At 61.3% G+C, this 20,762-nt stretch carries 17 protein-coding genes and 1 tRNA gene; 15 read left to right on the forward strand and 3 right to left on the reverse strand.

The features are described 5' to 3' along the window. The gene (locus tag GJ700_RS26635) at positions 1–2,748 is read right to left on the reverse strand and encodes a type VI secretion system Vgr family protein (RefSeq protein WP_154379698.1); all 2,748 of its coding nucleotides are present in this window, start codon (positions 2,746–2,748) and stop codon (positions 1–3) included. Positions 2,749–2,952: 204 nt separating this feature from the next. Here GJ700_RS26635 and GJ700_RS26640 point away from each other — a divergent pair, with 204 nt between their 5' ends. After that, positions 2,953–3,423 carry a nuclear transport factor 2 family protein gene (locus GJ700_RS26640; RefSeq protein ID WP_154379700.1) on the forward strand — a complete coding sequence of 157 codons (471 nt, stop codon included), beginning with the start codon at positions 2,953–2,955 and terminating at the stop codon, positions 3,421–3,423. Positions 3,424–3,432: 9 nt separating this feature from the next. Further along, entirely contained in the window at positions 3,433–3,990 is a 558-nt protein-coding gene (locus GJ700_RS26645; protein WP_154379702.1) for a TetR/AcrR family transcriptional regulator, read from the forward strand. Between the two features lie 10 nt (positions 3,991–4,000). On the opposite strand, the gene GJ700_RS26650 is transcribed toward GJ700_RS26645, so the two are convergent. Further along, positions 4,001–4,077 (reverse strand) — tRNA-Pro (locus tag GJ700_RS26650). Positions 4,078–4,369: 292 nt separating this feature from the next. Between GJ700_RS26650 and GJ700_RS26655 the strand changes: the two genes are divergently transcribed. The 8 genes from GJ700_RS26655 (at position 4,370) to arsC (ending at position 13,355) form a co-directional block, all read left to right on the forward strand. Then, positions 4,370–5,440 (forward strand): methyl-accepting chemotaxis protein, encoded by a 1,071-nt coding sequence (locus tag GJ700_RS26655; protein ID WP_154379704.1) that lies wholly within the window; start codon positions 4,370–4,372, stop codon positions 5,438–5,440. Between the two features lie 9 nt (positions 5,441–5,449). After that, on the forward strand, positions 5,450–5,818 hold the full coding sequence (locus GJ700_RS26660; protein WP_154379706.1) for a response regulator: 369 nt from the start codon (positions 5,450–5,452) through the stop codon (positions 5,816–5,818). After that, positions 5,815–6,114: an STAS domain-containing protein gene (locus GJ700_RS26665; protein ID WP_154379708.1), complete on the forward strand. Its 300-nt coding sequence runs from the start codon at positions 5,815–5,817 to the stop codon at positions 6,112–6,114. The genes GJ700_RS26660 and GJ700_RS26665 overlap by 4 nt, the downstream gene beginning before the upstream one ends. 32 nt (positions 6,115–6,146) lie before the next feature. Then, on the forward strand, positions 6,147–8,333 hold the full coding sequence (locus tag GJ700_RS26670; protein ID WP_154379710.1) for a chemotaxis protein CheA: 2,187 nt from the start codon (positions 6,147–6,149) through the stop codon (positions 8,331–8,333). Between the two features lie 39 nt (positions 8,334–8,372). Further along, entirely contained in the window at positions 8,373–8,909 is a 537-nt protein-coding gene (locus tag GJ700_RS26675; protein ID WP_154379712.1) for a chemotaxis protein CheW, read from the forward strand. Positions 8,910–8,993: 84 nt separating this feature from the next. Further along, complete coding sequence (locus GJ700_RS26680) at positions 8,994–11,054, forward strand: HAMP domain-containing methyl-accepting chemotaxis protein (RefSeq protein WP_154379714.1); 2,061 nt, start codon at positions 8,994–8,996, stop codon at positions 11,052–11,054. A gap of 53 nt (positions 11,055–11,107) precedes the next feature. Continuing rightward, positions 11,108–12,925 carry a HAMP domain-containing methyl-accepting chemotaxis protein gene (locus GJ700_RS26685; RefSeq protein WP_154379716.1) on the forward strand — a complete coding sequence of 606 codons (1,818 nt, stop codon included), beginning with the start codon at positions 11,108–11,110 and terminating at the stop codon, positions 12,923–12,925. Between the two features lie 82 nt (positions 12,926–13,007). Then, positions 13,008–13,355 carry an arsenate reductase (glutaredoxin) gene (gene arsC / locus GJ700_RS26690; RefSeq protein WP_154379718.1) on the forward strand — a complete coding sequence of 116 codons (348 nt, stop codon included), beginning with the start codon at positions 13,008–13,010 and terminating at the stop codon, positions 13,353–13,355. A gap of 48 nt (positions 13,356–13,403) precedes the next feature. Here arsC and ispB read toward each other — a convergent pair whose 3' ends face one another. Further along, a complete protein-coding gene (ispB, locus tag GJ700_RS26695; RefSeq protein WP_371868150.1) occupies positions 13,404–14,333 on the reverse strand; it encodes an octaprenyl diphosphate synthase in 930 nt (309 codons plus the stop codon). Between the two features lie 325 nt (positions 14,334–14,658). Between ispB and rplU the strand changes: the two genes are divergently transcribed. The 5 genes from rplU (at position 14,659) to GJ700_RS26720 (ending at position 20,753) form a co-directional block, all read left to right on the forward strand. Next, positions 14,659–14,970, forward strand: a complete 312-nt coding sequence (gene rplU / locus GJ700_RS26700; protein ID WP_154379722.1) for a 50S ribosomal protein L21 — start codon at positions 14,659–14,661, stop codon at positions 14,968–14,970. Between the two features lie 44 nt (positions 14,971–15,014). Then, the gene (rpmA, locus tag GJ700_RS26705) at positions 15,015–15,272 is read left to right on the forward strand and encodes a 50S ribosomal protein L27 (protein WP_154379724.1); all 258 of its coding nucleotides are present in this window, start codon (positions 15,015–15,017) and stop codon (positions 15,270–15,272) included. Between the two features lie 94 nt (positions 15,273–15,366). Further along, complete coding sequence (gene obgE / locus GJ700_RS26710; RefSeq protein WP_154379726.1) at positions 15,367–16,476, forward strand: GTPase ObgE; 1,110 nt, start codon at positions 15,367–15,369, stop codon at positions 16,474–16,476. A 194-nt stretch (positions 16,477–16,670) separates the two neighbouring features. Beyond that, positions 16,671–17,789 (forward strand): glutamate 5-kinase, encoded by a 1,119-nt coding sequence (gene proB / locus GJ700_RS26715; protein ID WP_154379728.1) that lies wholly within the window; start codon positions 16,671–16,673, stop codon positions 17,787–17,789. A 150-nt stretch (positions 17,790–17,939) separates the two neighbouring features. Beyond that, positions 17,940–20,753 carry a M16 family metallopeptidase gene (locus GJ700_RS26720; protein WP_154379730.1) on the forward strand — a complete coding sequence of 938 codons (2,814 nt, stop codon included), beginning with the start codon at positions 17,940–17,942 and terminating at the stop codon, positions 20,751–20,753. Positions 20,754–20,762: the final 9 nt, after the last annotated feature.

Raw genomic sequence — 20,762 nt, forward strand, 5'->3', positions numbered from 1 at the left:
TTACTCTTTTAACAGCGTCAGGCGCGCGATCCTCAGCGCCATGTCTTGTGTCAATTCCGTGTGTCCCTGCTGGTTCGTCACGCCTTCAATGGTGCGGCCATCATCCAGTTCGATCCGGTAGCGCTGATTCGCGTGGGGACGGCCGCTGCCCCGGCGCGCCAGGATGAATTTCTCGTCGGTCTGCATGGCGCTGGTCGGCAGCTCCAGCCCCGGCACGTTGCCGCCGCCCGGGCCGAGATGCGCGAATTTCGAGGATTTGATGGTGTGCGCGCCGCTGCTTTGCTGGGTGATGGCGCCGCCGCCCAGGTCGACTTGCGCGCCTTGCGCCACCACACGCACTTTTGGCGCTTGCAGCACGATTTCATCGGCGGCAGAGAGCACGATGCGTTTGGCGGACGTGACCTCGATGTCGCCGCCGTGGGTTTGTATGTCGAGCTTGCCACTGGCGGCGATCAGTTTGATGCCGAGCGTGTGGGCAAACAGGCTGATGCCTTCCGAGACCCGCGCCTTCAGTTTTTTGCCGACCGACAGCTGCGTGTTGCCGATACTGACCAGGTCGACATGGGTTTGCGCACCGATCGCGATGTTTTCCTGGCTGGTGACGGCAATCCCGGCCGGGGCGGACAGCGCCATGACAGGTTTTCCGCCGTCGGTGGCGCTTGCCTCGCCGGCATTGGCGCCCGCGTCCCACTGCCGCAAATAGCCGATCAGTTGGCTGAGCGCCTGGTCGTCAGTGTCGTCGGCCAAGTGTTTAACGGACAGCTCTGATAATTGTTTCTGCACGCCTTGCAGCGCTTCGGCCAAGCCCATCAGCTCGGCGCGATCAAGTTGCTTGCCGCTTGCTTGCGGGCGCGCGTCTGCGCTGATCAGCACGCCTTGCCCGCCGCGCACGGCAACGGCGCCGTCGCTGCGTAGTTCCGCCCCTTCGCCACGCGCCTGGCCCCGGCCTTCGCTGCGCGGATGCGTCAGCCAGCCCAGGTTCAATTCACTGTGGCCGTGCTGCGAAGATAATTGCGCATTGATCTGTGCCGGCGTGTCGTCGAACCGCAGCTGGTTGTAGCGGTTCCCGTGCACTTCCTTGCTCTTCATGCCCGCCAGGTACTTGTTTCCAGGCAGGGCGCCGGCATGGCTGAACGTCGGAGGCGGCGCTTTGCCGCCATAGACCTGCGATACGATGATGGGCTTGTCGGGATCGCCGCCAAGGAAGTCCACGATGACTTCGTCGCCCACGCGGGGCAGGGTAATCGTGCCCCATTGATTGCCGGCCCATGTGCTGGCGACCCGTACCCAGGCGGAGTCGCGGTCGCTGTCGCTGGCGCCCGCGTCCTGGGCATGGCGATGGTCTTGCGCCCGCGTGCCGGGAAAGCGTACCTTGACCCGTCCATATGCGTCGCAGTGCACTTCTTCGCCGGCCGGACCGACCACCAGCGCGCTTTGCAGGCGCGGCTGCGGCAGGTCGGTACGGGGATCAAACGCGGGGACGATCGGGACGCCGCGGCGGACGCACGAAAAACGATTGGTGTAGCGCATGCCGCGCTCGTCGCTGGCTTGTTTCAGCACGTTGGCGGCCGGCGCATCGTCCCACCGGCTGAGCTCAAACAGGCGCCGGATGCGGTCGTCGAGCGCCTTGGGCAAATTGTTTTCCGCATCGACCTCCAGCCGCGTGATGACAAATTCGCGTTCCTGGCCAGGGTGGGTATCGATTTCGGGATGGCCGGCCAGGCCGATCCATTGCCCGACACACAGCGTGCGCACGCTGCCTTCGCCGACAAAACACTTGGATTCGTATTCATGGCGTTTCATGCGCAACTGGCCCAGCGTGCGGTAATCGTCGCCATCATCGCCGGCATGCGGCATGTCGATCTGGTAATCGTCCAGGCTGGCGGCAAACAGGTTGCCCATGGTTCCCTGGTCCATCAGGGCCGGCACCTCGCTGGTCATCGGCTGGCCTTGCAGGTAATCCCAGCTGTGCCGCGTTACGGCGCCTGGCTTGAGCACGCGCACGGGACTCCAGGCGGTAATGCTGTCCCGCTGTTCGGTGCCGCTGTCCCGGTGGTAGCGGACCGTACCTGCGGCGTTCCGCGGCAGCGTAAAACCATCGTCGAACAACACCAGCGCATGGGCCGGCGTGTCGGAACTGTTGGGTTCGCTGGCTTGCCCCGGCCGCATGAACCATGCAATGCCGCGCCGCTTCCATAAGCGGCGCAGGAAGCCGGCATCGGATTCATTGTGCTGCATGGTGAATTCGCGTGGCGGATAGGTTCCCGTCACATGCGACCAGTCGGCGTCGAATGCCTTGGCCAGCACGGGATTGTGCTGGCGCCACTCGCTCACGATGGTCTCGGTGATTTCCAGCTCGTTCTGATTGCGGAAGACGCGGGTATTGGTACGCTGTTCCATCAGCGCCAGCGCATCGCGAAGGACCAGCTGGTACGTGGCCAGGCCGCCATCGCTCTGGCCGGCCGCCGCTTGCGCAACGATGCCGCACACGGCGCGCAGGTCGCCGCTGTCGGTGACGAATTGCAGTTCGGCCGGCAGCGCCATGAATTCCTTCAACGGAAGGTCGGCGCGCGCCGATACGCACAGCAACCGGTATTCGAGGCCACCGCACAGTGTTTCATGTCCGGTGACACGCTTTACCATCAGCACGTCATCGAGCACGCCATCTTCCCCAGACAGCCGCAACCGGATAGGGCGATTCACCTCGGACAAGCCAGTCACGATGTGCGTCAAATCCTCGAAGTTCATTCCGCCGTCCTTGCTGCATCTGCTCGCATTGCGCCTCGATTTCGTAGTTGCTTATTTTGCATGAAATTATTATATCGAAACATTTACAACAGGTCGGCGCGATTGAATCGGCGGAAAAGTTCTTGCAATCAGCATGCGATCGTCTTATAGTTTCTGTACCGATCGGTACATTGTGTTCCGATGGGTACACAAGAGGAGAATGCGATGTCTACCCGTCCACCACTGCCACCCTTTACCCGTGAAACCGCAATCGAGAAAGTACGCCTGGCTGAAAACGGCTGGAATACGCGCGATGCTGAAAAGGTCGCGCTTGCCTATACCGAAGACAGCTGGTGGCGCAATCGTGGCGAATTCGTGCAGGGCCGCGAAGCCATTGTTGGACTGCTCAAGCGCAAATGGACGCGCGAACTCGACTATCGCCTGATCAAGGAGTTGTGGGCTTTCGACGGCGCCCGCATTGCCGTGCGCTTCGCCTACGAATACCACGACGATTCGGGCCAGTGGTATCGTGCTTACGGCAATGAGAACTGGGAATTCGACGAGCGTGGCTTGATGCACCACCGTCACGCCAGCATCAACGAACATCCGATCAAGGCGGAAGACCGCAAGTTCTTCTGGGATGCGAGCGGCCCTCGTCCCGCTGATCACCCGGGCCTGAGTGATTTTGGTTTTTAAGGAAGCGACATGGCAAGAATCGTTGCGGAACGGGAGGATGTGGTCCCGCTGTTGGCGGAAGTTTTCCGCACCTATGGTTTCGAAGGCGCCAGCCTGGCCCGGATCACGGAAGGCACGAAACTGGGGAAGGGCAGCATTTACCACTTTTTCCCGGGCGGCAAGGAGGAAATGGCTGAAGCCGTGTTGGCCCACGTTGATGCGTGGTTCAAACGAAACGTGTTTGAATCGCTCAGCGCACATGCGGATCCTCACGAAGGTATCAACGCCATGTTCGACGAAGTCGGGCGCTATTTCCGCTCTGGCCGCAGGGTCTGCCTGGTCGGCGTATTCGCGCTTGGAAATGAGCGCGACCGATTTGCCGCCAGGGTCCGCGATTATTTTGCCGCCTGGATTGATGCGCTTGCCGCCGCACTGGTGCGCATTGGGCGCGAACCGAAGGAGGCCGCCGCCTTGTCACACGAAGTCGTGGGGGGAATCCAGGGTGCCCTGGTCTTGGCGCGTGCTTTCGATCGAACCGATGTTTTCGAGGAGACTCTACAGCGTCTCCGCAAGCGCGCGTTGGGTTGATTGGGCCTGATGGTCGGGGTGAGAGGATTCGAACCTCCGGCCTCTACGTCCCGAACGTAGCGCTCTACCGGGCTAAGCTACACCCCGACGGTGTACATAGGCTCATGGATGCACATTGTAAGCAAAACTGATTTTCGTTGGCAAGTTGACAGTGTTAATTGTTGCTCAGCCAGCGCACCCCCTCACTTCGATTTAACAAGCCGTGGCTTTTTATGGACAGGACAGTCGATATTGCAAACCGCCAATTTCTTTTTGAGTAGAATGAACTGGCAGCGTCAGAAGGTTCTTACCCTACGAAAGAAGATTCCCATTGAGCTCACTTCTGGACAGTTCTGGCGGCCGTCTTTACCCGGCCGCTCTCGCAATCGCAGGCGCTTTGATGGCGCTGTTCTGGCCCGGCGCAGGTTGGCTGGGGATGTTGGGGGCCCTCGCATTCATCGGTGTCGGCGTGGCCGCGTGGCTACAGCTGGGCGTGTCGGCGCCGGCGGGGCGCGACGATATTCCGGCTTATCTCGAACAACGCCAGGCGTTCAGTGAAGCGGTGACGCCGGTGTGGTGCCGCCATATCGAATCGTCACGCAGCCAGATGGAAGACGCGGTGGCGGAACTGGCCACGCGCTTTTCCGGCATCGTCGACAAGCTCGATGCGGCGCTGCATTTGTCGAGCGCGACCGACCACGGCGAAGCGTCGTTGTCGCAAGTGTTTTCCCACAGTGAATCCCAGCTGGGCGAAGTGGTCGCCACCATGAAAGCGGCGCTGCAATCCAAGCACGCGATGCTGGCGCGGATCCGCGAGCTGGAACAATTTACGCGCGAATTGCGCGACATGGCGGAAGGCGTGGCCAGCATTGCCGCGCAGACTAATTTGCTGGCGCTGAACGCGGCCATTGAAGCGGCGCGCGCCGGTCCGGCCGGACGCGGTTTCGCCGTGGTGGCGCAGGAAGTGCGGCACCTGTCGAATCGCTCGGCAGAGACCGGCCGCAGCATCAGCGATCGCGTCGGCAAAATCAGCACAGCCATTGTGTCGGCATGCCATGCCGCGACCGAATCGAGCGCCGCGGAAGATGAAGCTATGCGATCTTCGGAAGGCACGATCGACAACGTGTTGCGTGAATTCCGCAACCTCACGGATGCCATGGCACAATCGTCTGAATTGCTGAAACAGGAAAGCGTGGCCATCAAAGGGGAAGTGGGCGAGGCGCTGGTACAACTGCAATTCCAGGACCGCGTCAGCCAGATGCTGGGGCACGTGCACCACAACATGGAAATGCTGCCAGTGGTGCTCGACGAAAACCGGCGCAACTATGAAGCCGGCGCCGGATTGCAGGCGCCCGATGCGCAAGTGCTGCTGGGCGAGCTGGAAAAAACGTATGCAATGGCGGAGGAGCACGCCATCCACCGTGGCGAAATGGTTACGGCCAAAGCCTCCGATGAAGTCACCTTTTTCTAGGAATACACTATGGCCAAAACCATCATGGTGATCGACGATTCCGCTTCCCTGCGCCAGGTCGTCGGCATCGCGCTCAAAGGCGCGGGCTACGACGTGGTTGAAGCGATGGACGGCAAGGATGCGCTGTCCAAGCTCACCGGGCAAAAAATCAACCTGGTCGTGTGCGACGTCAACATGCCGAACATGGACGGCATCACCTTCGTCAAAGAAATCAAGCAACTGCCGAACTACAAGTTCACGCCGGTGATCATGCTGACCACGGAATCCCAGGAAGGCAAGAAGAAGGAAGGCCAGGCCGCTGGCGCCAAGGCGTGGGTGGTCAAGCCGTTCAAACCCGAAGTCTTGCTGGGCGCCGTGGCGAAACTGGTGCTGCCATGAGCACGGGCCGTGTCGCCATCGACGGCGAACTCAACATTTATCGCGCGGCGGATTTGAAGACGCTGCTGCAAGGCGAACTGGCGCGCAGCAATGTGCTGGAAGTGGACCTGGCGGGCGTGACGGAAGTCGACAGTGCGGGCTTGCAGGTACTGATGCTGGCCAAGCAAACGGCCCGCGCGGAAAACCGCGAGCTGCGCCTGGTCGGCCATAGTCCGGCCGTGCTGGAAGTGTTTGAATTGCTGGATCTGGGCGCGTGGTTTGGCGACGCCCTGGTGATCGGCCCCCGGGCTGCCTGAACAGGCTGTAATCCCGACTCTGGAGGAATGCGATGGATCTGGACCTGGCGCTGCAAACATTTATCCTGGAAAGCCGCGAACTGCTGGAAGACATGGAAAACGCGCTGCTCAATGCCGAGCAGGCGGGCGGCCATGAATCCGTCCACGCGATCTTCCGTGCCGCCCACACCATCAAGGGCTCGGCAGGCTTGTTCGGGCTGGACCATATCGTCGCGTTCACCCACGTGGTGGAAAGCTTGCTGGACGATGTGCGGGACGGCAAGCTGGCCATGACGGATGAGTTGATCGTGCTGCTGCTGTCGTGCTGCGACCATTTGTCCGGCATGATCAATGCGATCGATGCGGGGCAGACCGAGCCCGACCCGGACATGCAAGCCGCCGGCGCACCGCTGCTGGTGCAATTGCGCGCATACATGGGCGAGTCGGAACAGACCAGTCATGGCGCCCAGTCCGCCAGCGCGCTGGTGGCGGAACCCGAGCATCCAGGCGTGGAGCGCATCGGCGAACCCGGTGGCGGTTCCAGCGATGCGTGGCACTTGTCGCTGCGCTTCGGTCCCGACGTGCTGCGCGACGGCATGGACCCGTTGTCGTTCATTCGCTACCTGGGGCAGATTGGCCGCATTGTCGGCATCGTCACCCTGGCGGACGCGATTCCGGCGGCGGACAAGATGGACCCGGAAACCTGCTACCTGGGCTTTGAAATCGCGCTGGAAACCGAAGCCGACAAAGCCGCCATCGAAGGCGTGTTTGAATTCGTGGCCGACAATTGCACGCTGCGCATCTTGCCGCCGCGCAGCCGTATCGATGAGTATGTGCGCCTGATCCGCGAGTTGCCTGAACAAAAAGCCATGCTGGGCGAAATGCTGGTGCGCTGCGGCTGTATCACGCAGCGCGAACTGGACAATGCGCTGCAAGCGCAGGCCCAGGCCAGCGCTACACCAGCCGCCACGCCGCCGCTGGGTGCTGTGCTGGTGGGGCAGGGCGCGGCCGAACCCGCCATCGTGGAAGCGGCGCTGACCAAGCAAAAGCAATCGGTGGAAACCGCCAAGCCGGCGGAAAGCCGTTCGATCCGTGTCGATGCCGACAAGCTGGATTTGCTGATCAACCTGGTGGGCGAATTGATCATCGTTGGCGCCTCGGCCAATTTGATCGCGCGCCAGGTGCGCAACAGCGAACTGCTGGAATGCACGTCGATGTTGTCCGACCTGGTGGAGCAGGTGCGCGATTCAGCGCTGCAGCTGCGCATGGTGAAAATCGGCGCCACCTTCAACCGCTTCCAGCGCGTCGTGCATGACGTGGCGCGGGAAATCGGCAAGGACATCGGCCTGGCTGTCAGCGGCGAAGATACCGAGCTGGACAAAACCGTGGTGGAAAAAATCGGCGATCCGCTGACGCACCTGGTGCGCAATGCGATCGACCACGGCATCGAACCGGCGGAAGTGCGCGCCGAACGGGGCAAGCCGCTGCGTGGCACCGTGCGCCTGAACGCATTCCACGATTCCGGCAGCATCGTCATCGAAGTGTCCGACGATGGCGGCGGCTTGAACCGCGACCGCATCTTTGCCAAGGCCGTTGAGCGTGGGCTGGTCGAGCCGGACCGCAAGATGTCCGACACGGAAATTTATGGCCTGATCTTTGAGCCGGGGTTCTCGACGGCGGAAAAGATCACCAACCTGTCCGGCCGCGGCGTCGGCATGGATGTGGTGAAGAAAAATATCACGGCGTTGCGCGGCACCGTATCGGTCGACAGCGCGCCCGGCCTCGGCACCACGGTGACGGTGCGCCTGCCGCTGACCCTCGCCATCATTGACGGCTTCCTGGTCGGCTTGGGCACGTCCACCTTCGTGGTGCCGCTCGACATGATCGACGAGTGCATCGAATTCGCTTCCGAAGCAGGCCACGACTATACGAACCTGCGTGGGCAAGTGCTGCCGTTCATCCGGCTGCGCGACCTGTTCGGCGTCGATACGCCGCCGCCGCGGCGCGAAAGCATCGTGGTGGTCAAGCATGCGGGCCACCGCGTCGGCCTCGTGGTCGACAGCCTGCAAGGCGAATTCCAGACCGTGATCAAACCGCTGGGCCGCATGTTCAGCCAGTTACGCTGCATCAGCGGTTCCACCATCCTTGGTAACGGTGAAGTGGCGCTGATCCTGGACGTGCCGGCCATTGTCGGCCAGGGATCCGGCAACCCGGCCGAAGTGCCTCAGTTGGCCGCATGAGTTGGCTGCATCAATCGACTGTATATTCAGGAGAATGTTATGACCGCAGTAGCCCAAGTCAATCGTGGCGCCGTAATGGCCCCCACCGTGGAAGATAGCCAGCAATTTCTCACCTTCATGCTGGGTGGCGAAGTATTCGCCATCGGTATCCTGGCGATCAAGGAAATCATCGAGTACTCGGGCCTGACCACGGTGCCGCTGATGCCGGAATGCGTGCGTGGTGTGATCAACCTGCGTGGCGCGGTGGTGCCGGTGATGGACCTGGCGGCCCGCTTCGGCCGTCCCGCGACACAGATCGGCAAGCGCACTGCGATTGTGATTGTCGAGATCGATGCGGATGGCGAGCAGCAAGTCGTCGGTGTCATGGTCGATGCCGTGAACGCCGTGATCGATATCGCGCCGGCCGACATTGAAAAAGCGCCCCAATTCGGCGCGCGGATTCGTAGTGAATTTATCTCGGGCATGGGCAAGGTGAACGGCAAGTTCGTCATCCTGCTCAATACCGACCAGGTGTTGTCCGTTTCCGAACTTGAAGCCATGGCTGGGGTCTCGAACCTCGCCGGCGCGGAAACCTAAACCTAGCGGCAACATCGATCTCCCGCCCCAGGCCCACCTGGGGCGCGGTCTTCCATTGTTTTGCGTGAACAAGGAGTTGTTGCCATGACTGTTGTCCAGCGTCTTTCCATCCTGATTGGCGCCGTCGTGCTGGGGCTGTGCACCCTGGCCGGCGTCGGCCTGTACCAGACCGACAAGGTCTACACCACCACCAATTACACCAACGTCAATGTCGTGCCCAGCATCCTCATGCTGGACAAGGGCTTTGCGTCGCTGGCGCTGCTGCGCACCCAGTTGTGGCAATACATCATGCTGACCGATCCGGCCAGGATCACGGAGTGGGAAGGCAAGATGGCCACCAATGCGCGCGGCGTGGAGTCGGCGCTGGCCGAGTACGAGCGTACCATGGTGTCCGACGACAAGGACAAGGCGCTGCTGGCGGCCGACAAGGCTGGCTTCGTGGAATATGAAGCTGTCCGCGCCCGCGCGATGGCGCAGGCGCGCGCAGGCAAGCCGAATGACGCACGCGACCTGATCTTGCAAAACCAGGCGCTGCTGGCCAAGGTCTGGGACGCATTTGAAGCGCACCGCCAGTACAACGCGGACAACGGCAAGAAGTCGGCGGAGGAAGCGGCAGCCGCGAAAACCCACGCCACCACGCAAGCGATGATCATCGGGCTGATGACGCTGCTGGCGGTGCTCGGCATCGGCATCTACATCATCCGCTCGCTGATGCGCCAGCTGGGCGGCGAACCGGCTTATGCGGCCAAGGTCGTGGAAGAAGTCGCCCATGGCAATTACGCGGTGGACGTGAAGTTGCGTGAAGGTGACCAGGCCAGCTTGCTGTATTCGATGAAAACCATGGTGGACAACTTGCTGGCGCAAATTGGTGGTGAGCCGAAATATGCGGCCGGCATTGTGCAGGAAGTGGCCAAAGGAAATTACGACATCGATGTCCGCCTGCGCGATGGCGACAAGGGCAGCCTGCTGTATTCGATGAAGCAAATGGTCGACCAGTTGCTGGCGCAGATCGGCGGCGAACCGGCGTACGCGGCCGGCGTGGTGCAGCAGGTGGCGCAGGGTAATTTCGCGGTGGACGTGAAACTGCGCCCTGGCGACCAGGCATCGCTGCTGTATTCCATGAAGCACATGGTCGACAAGTTGCTGGAGCAGATCGGCGGCGAGCCGGCGTACGCGTCCCGTATCGTCAGTGAAGTGGCCAAAGGTGACTTGACGGTGCAAGTGCAACTGCGCCCCGGGGACCAGGTCAGCCTGCTGTTTGCGATGAAAAACATGGTCGATAAACTGGCGTCCGTGCTGAGCGAAGTCAGTTCCGGCGCCGTGTCGCTGGCCAATGCGTCGGAAGAGATTTCCGCCACCGCGCAATCGCTGTCGCAGGCGGCGTCCGAGCAGGCGTCGGGCGTGGAGGAGACCAGCGCGTCGATCGAGGAAATGACGGCGTCGATTGCGCAAAACACGGAAAACGCCAAAGTCACCGATGGCATGGCGGGCAAGGCGGCGCTGGAAGCCAATGAAGGCGGCGCGGCGGTCAAGTCCACGGTGGAAGCCATGACGCAGATCGCGAAAAAGATCAGCATTATTGACGACATCGCTTATCAAACCAATTTGCTGGCGCTGAACGCCGCCATCGAAGCGGCGCGTGCCGGTGAACACGGTAAAGGGTTTGCCGTGGTGGCGGCGGAAGTGCGCAAGTTGGCGGAACGTAGCCAGGTGGCCGCGCAGGAAATTTCCGAAGTGGCGAGCAGCAGCGTGGACCTGGCGCAAAAGGCCGGCAAGCTGCTCGATGAAATGGTGCCGTCGATCAAGCGCACGTCGGACCTGGTGCAGGAAATCACGGCGGCCTCGGAAGAGCAATCGTCGGGTGTCGCGCAAATCAATTCCGCCATCAGCCAGTTGAGCCAGACCACCCAGCAAAACGCGTCCAGTTCGGAAGAACTGGCCGCCACTGCCGAAGAGATGAGCGGCCAGGCCGAGCAGTTGCAGCAGGCGGTCGCATTCTTCCGCGTGTCCGGCAATGTGCAACGCCGGCCTGTCGCGCCCGTCAAGCCGGCACGCGGCGGTGGTCACAGTAAGACCATCAACAGCAATCACCGTCCGGTGATGCACGATGAGGCGGTGGAAGACGGCAGTTTTGTGCGGTTCTGATTGCAAGTCGAAGCGGCCGCGATGGATGGCCGCCGTGATCCCAGGGGAGAAAGATGATGAACAACATGACAGTGCGCGCCAAGCTGATGTTGCTGATCGGTGTGGGCCTGGCGGCCCTGGTGCTGGTGATGGGCGTCGGCATCTATGGCATGAAGCAGGATGCGGAATCGCTCAGGGATATCGGCAAGGATAAATTGCCGTCCGTGCTGAACCTGATGATCATCCAGAATGCGCAGGGTTCGCTGCGTTCGGCCAACCGCGTGATCGACAGCATTGCCGCCTATCCCAGTGAAATGAATGAAATCGAGCGCCAGTTGAAGCGCAAGAAGGAATTCTGGGCGGATGCGGAAAAGTCGTGGAAGATTTACGACGCGCTGCCGCAGGATGGCGAGGAAGCCGCGCTGTGGAAGCAATTCATGAAGGACTGGGATGCGTGGAAAGCGCTCGACCAGAAGATCGATGCGATGGCCGAGGAAATCGTCAAGGCGCCGGAAGACAAGCGCGATGAGTTGTTCAAGGCCATGCACAAGGCGCTGTTCAACTTGCGTACGCAATTCCTGGCGGCCGAGGCGGATATCGACAAGCTGGTCGAGCTGAACCAGAAGAACAGCGATGCGTCGGTGGCCCATGCCGAAGAGGTGTCGAACCGTTCGCTGCTGCTGATGTACATCTTTGCCTTCATTGCGCTGGTGGGACTGATTTCGCTGGGCTATGCGATCTTGCGGGGCATCCTGCGCCAGTTGGGCGGTGAACCGGCCTATGCGGCTGGCATCGTGCACGAAGTCGCGCAGGGCAATTTCGCCGTGGAGGTGAAACTGGCGCAGGGCGACCAGTCGTCGCTGCTGTATTCGATGAAAGTCATGGTCGACAAGTTGCTGGCGCAAATCGGCGGCGAACCCGCCTATGCGTCGCGCATTGTCAACGACGTGGCGAAGGGGGATTTGACGGTGGATGTGCAACTGCGTCCAGGTGACCAGTCCAGCCTGCTGTTTGCCATGAAGACCATGGTCGACAAGCTGGCGTCCGTGCTGACGGAAGTGTCGAGCGGCGCCGTCTCGCTGGCCAATGCATCGGAGGAAATTTCCGCCACGGCGCAATCGCTGTCGCAGGCGGCGTCGGAACAGGCGGCCGGCGTGGAGGAAACCAGCGCATCGATCGAGGAAATGACGGCGTCGATTGCGCAAAATACGGAAAACGCCAAGGTTACCGATGGCATGGCCGGCAAGGCGGCGCACGAAGCGGCGGAGGGCGGCTCCGCCGTCAAGTCGACGGTGGAAGCCATGACGCAGATCGCGAAAAAGATCAGCATCATTGACGACATCGCGTATCAAACCAATTTGCTGGCGCTCAATGCCGCCATCGAAGCGGCCCGCGCCGGCGAGCACGGTAAAGGGTTTGCCGTGGTGGCGGCCGAGGTGCGCAAGCTGGCCGAACGCAGCCAGGTGGCGGCGCAGGAAATTTCCGAAGTGGCGGGCAGCAGCGTCGACCTGGCGCAAAAAGCCGGCAAGCTGCTCGACGAGATGGTGCCGTCGATCAAGCGCACGTCGGATCTGGTGCAGGAAATCACGGCGGCGTCGGAAGAGCAATCGTCGGGCGTGGCGCAAATCAATTCCGCGATCGGGCAACTGAGCCAGACCACGCAGCAAAACGCATCCAGTTCGGAAGAGCTGGCGGCCACCGCCGAGGAAATGAGTGGCCAGGCCGAGCAGTTGCAGCAAGCGGTGGCGTTCTTCCGCGTCAATGGCGCCGAAGCGCGCCGCGCCACGTACCGCAAGCAGGCGGCGGCCGCCCGCAACGTGCGGCCGCAGGTACGGCAGCGCCCGGCCAATGAAGAAGATGAAGTGGACGACGCCAGCTTCGTGCGCTTCTGAACCTATAGGGGGAACCGGGGGGATGCGGCTTGCACGCGCCGCCCGGATCGCCTAGCATGGCGGCCTTCATCCAGGAATTGCCATGGCCATCACCATCTACCACAACAATGCATGCAGTAATTCGCGCGGCGCGCTGGCGCTGATCCGCGAAGCCGGCATCGAGCCGGAAATCATCGATTACCTGAACAACCCGCCGACCCGCGAACGTCTGGCTGCGCTGATCAAGGCGGCCGGCCTGACGGCGCGTGGCGCCATGCGCGACAAGGGGGACTTGTACGAACAATTGAACCTGGCAGACCCGTCGCTGTCCGACGATGCGCTGCTGGACGCCATGATGGCGCATCCGGCGCTGATCAACCGGCCCTTTGTCGTGACGGACAAGGGCGTGCGCCTGTGCCGTCCGCCGGAAACCGTCAAAGAGATCCTCTGAAAAACCAACGGCGCCATCGGCGCCGTCGTTGTCTGGGGAAGGGACTGCTTAGTGGTTGCGGTCCAGCGCGAAGCGCGCCAGTTGCAGCAGCGCGGTTTTGTACGCGCTTTCCGGCAGATCCTGCACGGCGTTCAGTGCGCGCTCACCCGCTTCTTCCGCCGCGCGGCGCGTGTAATCCAGCGCGCCGCTGTTGGTAATGGCGGACAGGATCGCATCGAAATGCTGTTCGTCGCCATTTTCAATGCACGAGCGCACCAACTCGCGCTGTTCGCTGGTGCCATGCGCCATCAGCCAGATCAGCGGCAACGTTGGTTTGCCTTCACGCAAGTCGTCGCCCACGTTCTTGCCGATTTCCGCCGCGTCGCCCGTGTAATCGAGGACGTCGTCGATCAGCTGGAATGCCGTGCCCAGTGAGCGGCCATATTCGCCCGCCGCGGCGATCTGGTCGTCGTTGGCGCCGGCCACCAGCGCGCCCAGTTCCGCGGCCGCTTCAAACAGCTTGGCCGTCTTCGAGCGGATCACCTGCAGGTAGCGCTCTTCCGTCACGTCCGGATCGTGCATATTCAACAACTGCAGCACTTCGCCTTCGGCGATCACATTGGTGGCGTCCGACAGGATGCTCATCACGCGCATGGAATCGAGCGACACCATCATCTGGAAGGCGCGCGAATACAGGAAGTCACCCACCAGCACCGAGGCGGCGTTGCCGAACAGTGCGTTGGCGGTGGCGCGGCCGCGGCGCAGCGACGATTCATCGACCACGTCGTCGTGCAGCAGGGTCGCGGTGTGGATGAATTCCACCACGGCGGCCAGTTCGTGATGGGCCGCGCCTTTGTATGAATAGGCATTGGCCATCAGCAGGACGAGGACAGGGCGGATGCGCTTGCCGCCAGCGCTGATGATGTATTCCGCGATCTGATTTACCAGCGGCACGTCCGAGTGCAAACGCTGGCGGATCACCCCATTGACCGCTTCCATGTCGGTCGCGATGGTCTGGATGATGGTGTTTTGGTTGGCGTGTTGGGTAGCGGCAGACAAGGCAAACCTGAAGGGGCTAGTAATAAGTGCCGCGATTATACGTCAAGCCAGTTGCCGCTGGCGATCAGGGGAGCACGCAGTCCGCGGTCTGGCTCCGGGGGCCTGTTGGCGACATACCATGGCGGTGGGAATTTTGGAATAGTCTTTGACGTAAATTTTCAATCTGTGTATAATCGCAGGTTCTCCCCGTTGTGTATCGCTTTGCATGCAGTTTGTTTGGCCATGCACGGAGAGGTTTTTTCAACATTTGATGAGGTTTCAAATCATGTACGCGGTCATAAAAACCGGTGGCAAACAGTATAAAGTTGTCGCTGGCGAAAAACTCAAAGTAGAACAGATACCTGCTGACATCGGTTCCGAACTCACCATCGATCAAGTTCTCGCGGTAGGCGCGGGCGAAGCCATTAAATTCGGCACGCCACTGGTCGCAGGTGCAACGGTTCAAGTGAAAGTAGTTTCCCAAGGTCGTCACGACAAAGTGCGTATCTTCAAGATGCGTCGTCGTAAGCACTACCAGAAACACCAGGGTCACCGTCAGAACTACACGGAAATCCAGATCGTTTCGATCAACGGCTAATCTGCCTATTTTTTAACCATTAAGTCATATTTAGGAGTATCTAAATGGCACACAAAAAAGGCGGCGGTACTACCCGCAACGGCCGTGACTCGGAATCAAAACGCCTGGGCGTTAAAGTTTACGGCGGCCAATCGATCAACGCTGGCGGCATCATCATCCGTCAACGTGGCACCCCAGTGCGCGCCGGCGAAGGCGTAGGCACCGGCAAGGATCACACCCTGTTCGCTCTGGTGGACGGCAAGGTGAAGTTCGTGGTCAAAGGCCCGAGCAATCACCAGTACGTGACCGTGGTAGCTGCTTAATCAGCCACCCCAAGGTCGCAAAGTAAGGCGCAAGCCTTCGATCGAAAGGCTCTGCCATCGGTAGGGCCTTTTTTAATTTAAGGCGGCACATATTATGAAGTTTATCGACGAAGCACGAATCGAAGTGATTGCCGGCTCTGGCGGCAACGGTTGCGCGTCCTTCTGCCGGGAAAAGTTCCGTCCATTCGGCGGTCCTGACGGCGGCGACGGCGGCAAAGGCGGCACCATCTGGGCCGTGGCAGACCGTAACGTCAACACGCTGGTCGACTACCGTTACTCGAAGGTCCACCGCGCCAAGGATGGCGAAGCGGGCCGCGGCTCGGACTGCTATGGCAAAGGCGCGGAAGACATGATCTTGCGCATGCCGGTCGGCACCCTGATCATCGACGAAGTCAATGGCGACATCATCGCCGACATGACCGAACATGGCCAGATGGAAGTGCTGGCGCAGGGCGGCGAGGGCGGCTGGGGCAACATCCACTTCAAAACGTCGACGAACCGTGCGCCGCGCCAGAAAACCGAAGGCCGCGAAGGCCAGCGCCGCGAACTGCGCCTGGAACTGAAAGTGCTGGCCGACGTCGGCCTGCTGGGCATGCCGAACGCGGGCAAGTCCACCTTCATCACGGCCGTGTCGAATGCACGTCCGAAAATCGCGGATTACCCGTTCACCACCTTGCACCCGAACCTGGGCGTGGTGCGCGTGTCGCATGAAAAGAGTTTCGTGATCGCCGATATTCCCGGCCTGATCGAAGGCGCCGCGGAAGGCGCCGGCCTGGGCCACCAGTTCCTGCGCCATTTGTCGCGCACCGGCCTGCTGCTGCACATCGTCGACCTGGCGCCGTTCGAGGCGACGGTCGATCCGGTCAAGGAAGCCAAGGCCCTGGTCAAGGAATTGAAGAAGTACGACCCTGCGCTGGCGGACAAGCCGCGCTGGCTGGTGCTGAACAAGCTGGACGTGATCCCGGAAGACGAGCGCGAACAGCGCGTGAAAGACTTCGTCAAGAAGTTCGGCCACAAGGGCCCCGTGTTCCAGATTTCCGCGCTGAGCCACGAAGGCACGCAAGACCTGGTCAACGAAATCTACAAACACCTGGAAGCCAAGCGCCACGCGGAACAGCGCAGCGAAGAAACCCAGATGACGGAAGAAGCGCGCGGTATCTCGTCGATCGATCCGAACGACCCGCGCTTTAAAGTTCTGGAATAATCTTCCCACCACTCTGCAACACCGGCATAATCCGCTAAGCGCTGATTTGCCTTTCGCACAACAGCATCGGCCCGCCATCCGCGGGCCGATATTGTCTGCGGCAAGCTGGGTCACCCACCCTTCGAATCAAGCATGGCAACCCCCGCGCGGGCATACCGGATGCGCCGCCGATTGATTAGAGAACTGCCGCACAAATGAATTCCGTCATACAGAAAGCCACCCGCGTCATCATCAAGGTGGGTTCGTCGCTGGTCACCAACGATGGCCGTGGCCTGGACCATGCCGCCATTGCCCGCTGGGCCGCCCAGATCGCGTCGCTGCGCGCATTGGGCAAAGAAGTCGTGCTGGTGTCGTCCGGCGCCATTGCCGAAGGCATGCTGCGCCTGGGCTTCGACAAGCGTCCCACCGACATCCATGAATTGCAGGCGTGCGCCGCCGTTGGCCAGATGGGCCTGGCGCAAATCTATGAAACCAGTTTCCGCGCGCACCAGCTCGGCACGGCGCAAGTGCTGCTGACGCACGCCGACCTGGCTGACCGCGAACGCTACCTGAATGCGCGTTCGACGCTGACCACCTTGCTGCGCATGGGCGTGGTGCCGATCATTAACGAGAACGACACGGTGGTCACCGATGAAATCAAGTTCGGCGACAACGATACGCTGGGCGCGCTGGTCGCCAACCTGATCGAAGCCGATGCGCTGATCATCCTGACCGACCAGCGTGGCTTGTACAGCGCCGACCCGCGCAAGGACCCGCAGGCGTACCTGATCACCCATGGCCGTGCCGGCGACGAAGCGCTGGAAGCCATGGCGGGCGGCGCCGGTTCGTCGCTGGGCCGTGGCGGCATGCTGACCAAGATCCTGGCCGCCAAGCGCGCCGCGAAATCCGGCGCGCACACGGTGATCGCATTTGGCCGCGAAGACAATGTGCTGCTGCGCCTGGCCGAGGGCGAAGCCATCGGCACCGAACTGGCGGCGCAAACGGGCCACCTGACGGCCCGCAAGCAGTGGATGGCGGATCATCTGCACACGGCGGGGCAGGTGGTGCTGGATGCGGGCGCCGTGAAGAAATTGAAAACCGAGGGCAAGTCGCTGCTGCCGATCGGCGTGACCGACGTCAAGGGCGAGTTTGGCCGTGGCGCCGTCATCACGTGCATCGGCGAAGACGGCGCAGCGGTGGCGCGCGGCATGTCGAACTATACCAGCGCGGAAACGCGCAAGATCATGCGCCGCCCCTCGGCGGAGATCGAAGTGATCCTGGGCTTCCTCGAAGGCCACGAACTGATTCACCGGGACAATATGGTCTTGCTCTAAACATTGTAAGAAATATTTACAATTTAGATAATTTCTTTCTAGACATCCCTGTTTCCGCGTGATTGAATCGGATGCCGCATGATGCTGCACAAGCGCAGCGTCATGCGGCATTCGTTTAATCAGGCCCATAAGGCCGAAACAGGAGACTCCATGCGTTTGCAGCCCCTTGCACTGACCCTTGCCATATCCCTCGCTTACGGCGCCCCGGCGCTGGCTTCCGACGCTGCGCCGCAACCGGCGGCGCCCGCCACCGCTACCGCCAACACTGGCGCAGCCGCCAGGGCAACCAAGCTGAGCACGGTTGAAGGCATCACTGAATACAAGCTGCCCAACGGCATGCGCATCCTGCTGGCGCCGGACGATTCCAAGCCCACCACCACCGTCAATATCACGTACCTGGTTGGCAGCCGCCACGAGAACTATGGCGAGACGGGCATGGCCCACTTGCTGGAGCACATGGTGTTCAAGGAAACCACCAACCAGGGCCCGATCTTCCAGGAGCTGGGCAAGCGCGGCATGCGCTTCAATGGCACCACGTTCATGGACCGCACCAATTACTTCGAGACGTTTGCAGCTTCCGAGGAAAACCTGGCCTGGGCCCTGTCGATGGAAGCGGACCGCATGGTCAACAGCGTCATCGCCAAGACGGAACTCGACAAAGAGTTTTCGGTGGTGCGCAATGAAATGGAGATGGGCGAGAATGATCCGCGCCGCGTGCTGTGGAAGCAATTGACTGCGGTCACCTACGACTGGCACAACTACGGCAAGAACACCATCGGCGCCCGCAGCGACGTGGAAAACGTCAAGATCGACAACCTGCACGCGTTCTACCGCAAGTACTACCAGCCGGACAATGCCGTGCTGGTGGTCACGGGCAAGTTCGATCCGGTGAAAACCCTGGCGCTGATTGAAAAGCATTTCGGCGCGATCGCCAAGCCTTCGCGCGTGCTGGAGCCGACTTATACGCAAGATGCGCCGCGCGATGGCGCCCGTGAACTGACCATCAAGCGTATCGGCGATACGCACCTGGTTGCCGCGCTGTACCCGACGGCGGCCGGCGCCCATGCCGACAGCGCTGCGATTGCCGCGCTGGGCGAAATCCTGGGCAACACCCCGAATGGCCGCCTGCACAAGAGCATGGTCCAGGCCAAGAAGGCGGTCGGCACGGATTCATGGACGCTGGACCTGGCCGAGCCGGGTTATATCCTGTTCTGGGCCGAGCTGTCGAAGTCCCAGTCGATGGGCGAGGCCCGCAAGCTGTTGCTGGAACAGGTCGAAGGCTTCGCCAAAAAGCCTGTGACGGAAGCGGAACTGGCGCGCGCCAAGGCATCGATGCTGGCGGAAATCGACAAGACCATCAATGACGCGCAAGGCTTGGCCGTGCAACTGTCCGAATCGATCTGCAAGGGCGACTGGCGCCTGTTCTTCCTGCGGCGCGACCGCGTCGAAGCGCTGACGGTGGCGGACGTGCAGGCTGCGGCAGTGAACTATTTCAAGGAAACCAACCGCACCTTCGGCCAGTACGTGCCGATCAAGGAAGTCGACCGCACCGTGATCCCGGCCACGCCGGACGTGGCCAAACTGGTGGCGGACTACAAGGGCCGCGCCGCCGTGGCCGAAGGCGAAGTATTCGACGTCAGCCCGGCCAACATCGACAAGCGCACGGTGCGCAGCACGCTGCCCAACGGCATGAAGCTGGCGCTGGTGCCGAAGAAGACCCGCGCGAATGCCGTCAACGGCAATATCGTGCTGGAATTCGGCGATGAAAAGACCTTGTTCGGCAATCAGGTCAACGCGGACCTGGCGGCGGACATGCTGATGCGCGGCGCCGGGAAGTTGAGCCGTTCGGATATTTCCACCCAGCTCGACCAGCTGAAAGCCAAGGTGCACATCAACCAGTCCGGCCAAGCCGTCTACATTCATTTCGACACGGTGCGCAAGAATTTGCCGCAACTGCTGGCCTTGCTGAAGGACGTGCTGCGCGCGCCCACGTTCCCGCAAGCGGAATTTGAACAATTGCGCAGCGAGAACCTGACCGCGCTGGAAGCGAACCGCAACGAGCCGCAATTCATTGGTTCGCGTGTGCTGGAAGCGGCATTCAACCAGTTCAAGAAAGGCGACATCCGTTACAAGGCGACCATCGACGAGGCTGTGGACGCCTACAAGCAAGCCAAACTGGCCGACGTCAGGAAGTTCTATGACATCATGTACGGCGCCAACAACGGCAGCGTGGCGCTGGTCGGCGACTTCGATGCGGCGGAAATGCAAGAGCAAATCAAGGCAGTGTTCGGCAACTGGAACAGCAAGGCGAAGTATGCGCGCCTGGCTGATCCAAGCCCGGCCGCCAAGGCGGGTGTCGAACAGCTGGAAACGGCCGACAAGGCCAACGCGTTCTATGCCGCCGCGCTGCCGGTGGCCATGCAGGACAATGCGCCGGACTATGCGGCGATGCTGGTGGTGAACCGTGTCCTCGGCGGCGGCGCGCAGTCGCGCCTGAACGCGCGTTTGCGCCAGAAGGATGGCCTGAGCTATGGCGTCGGCAGCCAGTTCAACGCGTCGGCATTTGAACCGAACGGTAAAGTCGTGCTGTTTGCTATCTATGCGCCGCAAAACCTCGACAAGCTCAAGCTGGGCTTCAAGGAAGAACTGGCGCGCATCCTGGCCGACGGCATCACGGCGCAGGAACTGGACGATGCGAAAAAGGGGCTGATGCAGCAGCGCGAGACCAACCGTGCGCAAGACAATGCCATGGCGGGCACCCAGACCTATAACCTGCGCGCCAACCGCACCATGGCGTACTATGGCAATGTCGATGCGGCCATCCAGGCATTGACGCTGGACCAGGTCAATGGCGCATTGCGCAAGTACATCGACCCAAGCAAGCTGTACCACGTGTACGCGGGTGACTTCGCGAATGCCGCGAAGAAGGCGGCAGCGGCGGGTGCGCCGGCGACCGGCAAGTAAATCCGGTGG

Origin of the sequence: Pseudoduganella rivuli, assembly GCF_009674485.1 — a bacterium.
In the GTDB taxonomy this organism is placed as follows: Bacteria; Pseudomonadota; Gammaproteobacteria; order Burkholderiales; family Burkholderiaceae_D; genus Rugamonas; species Rugamonas rivuli_B.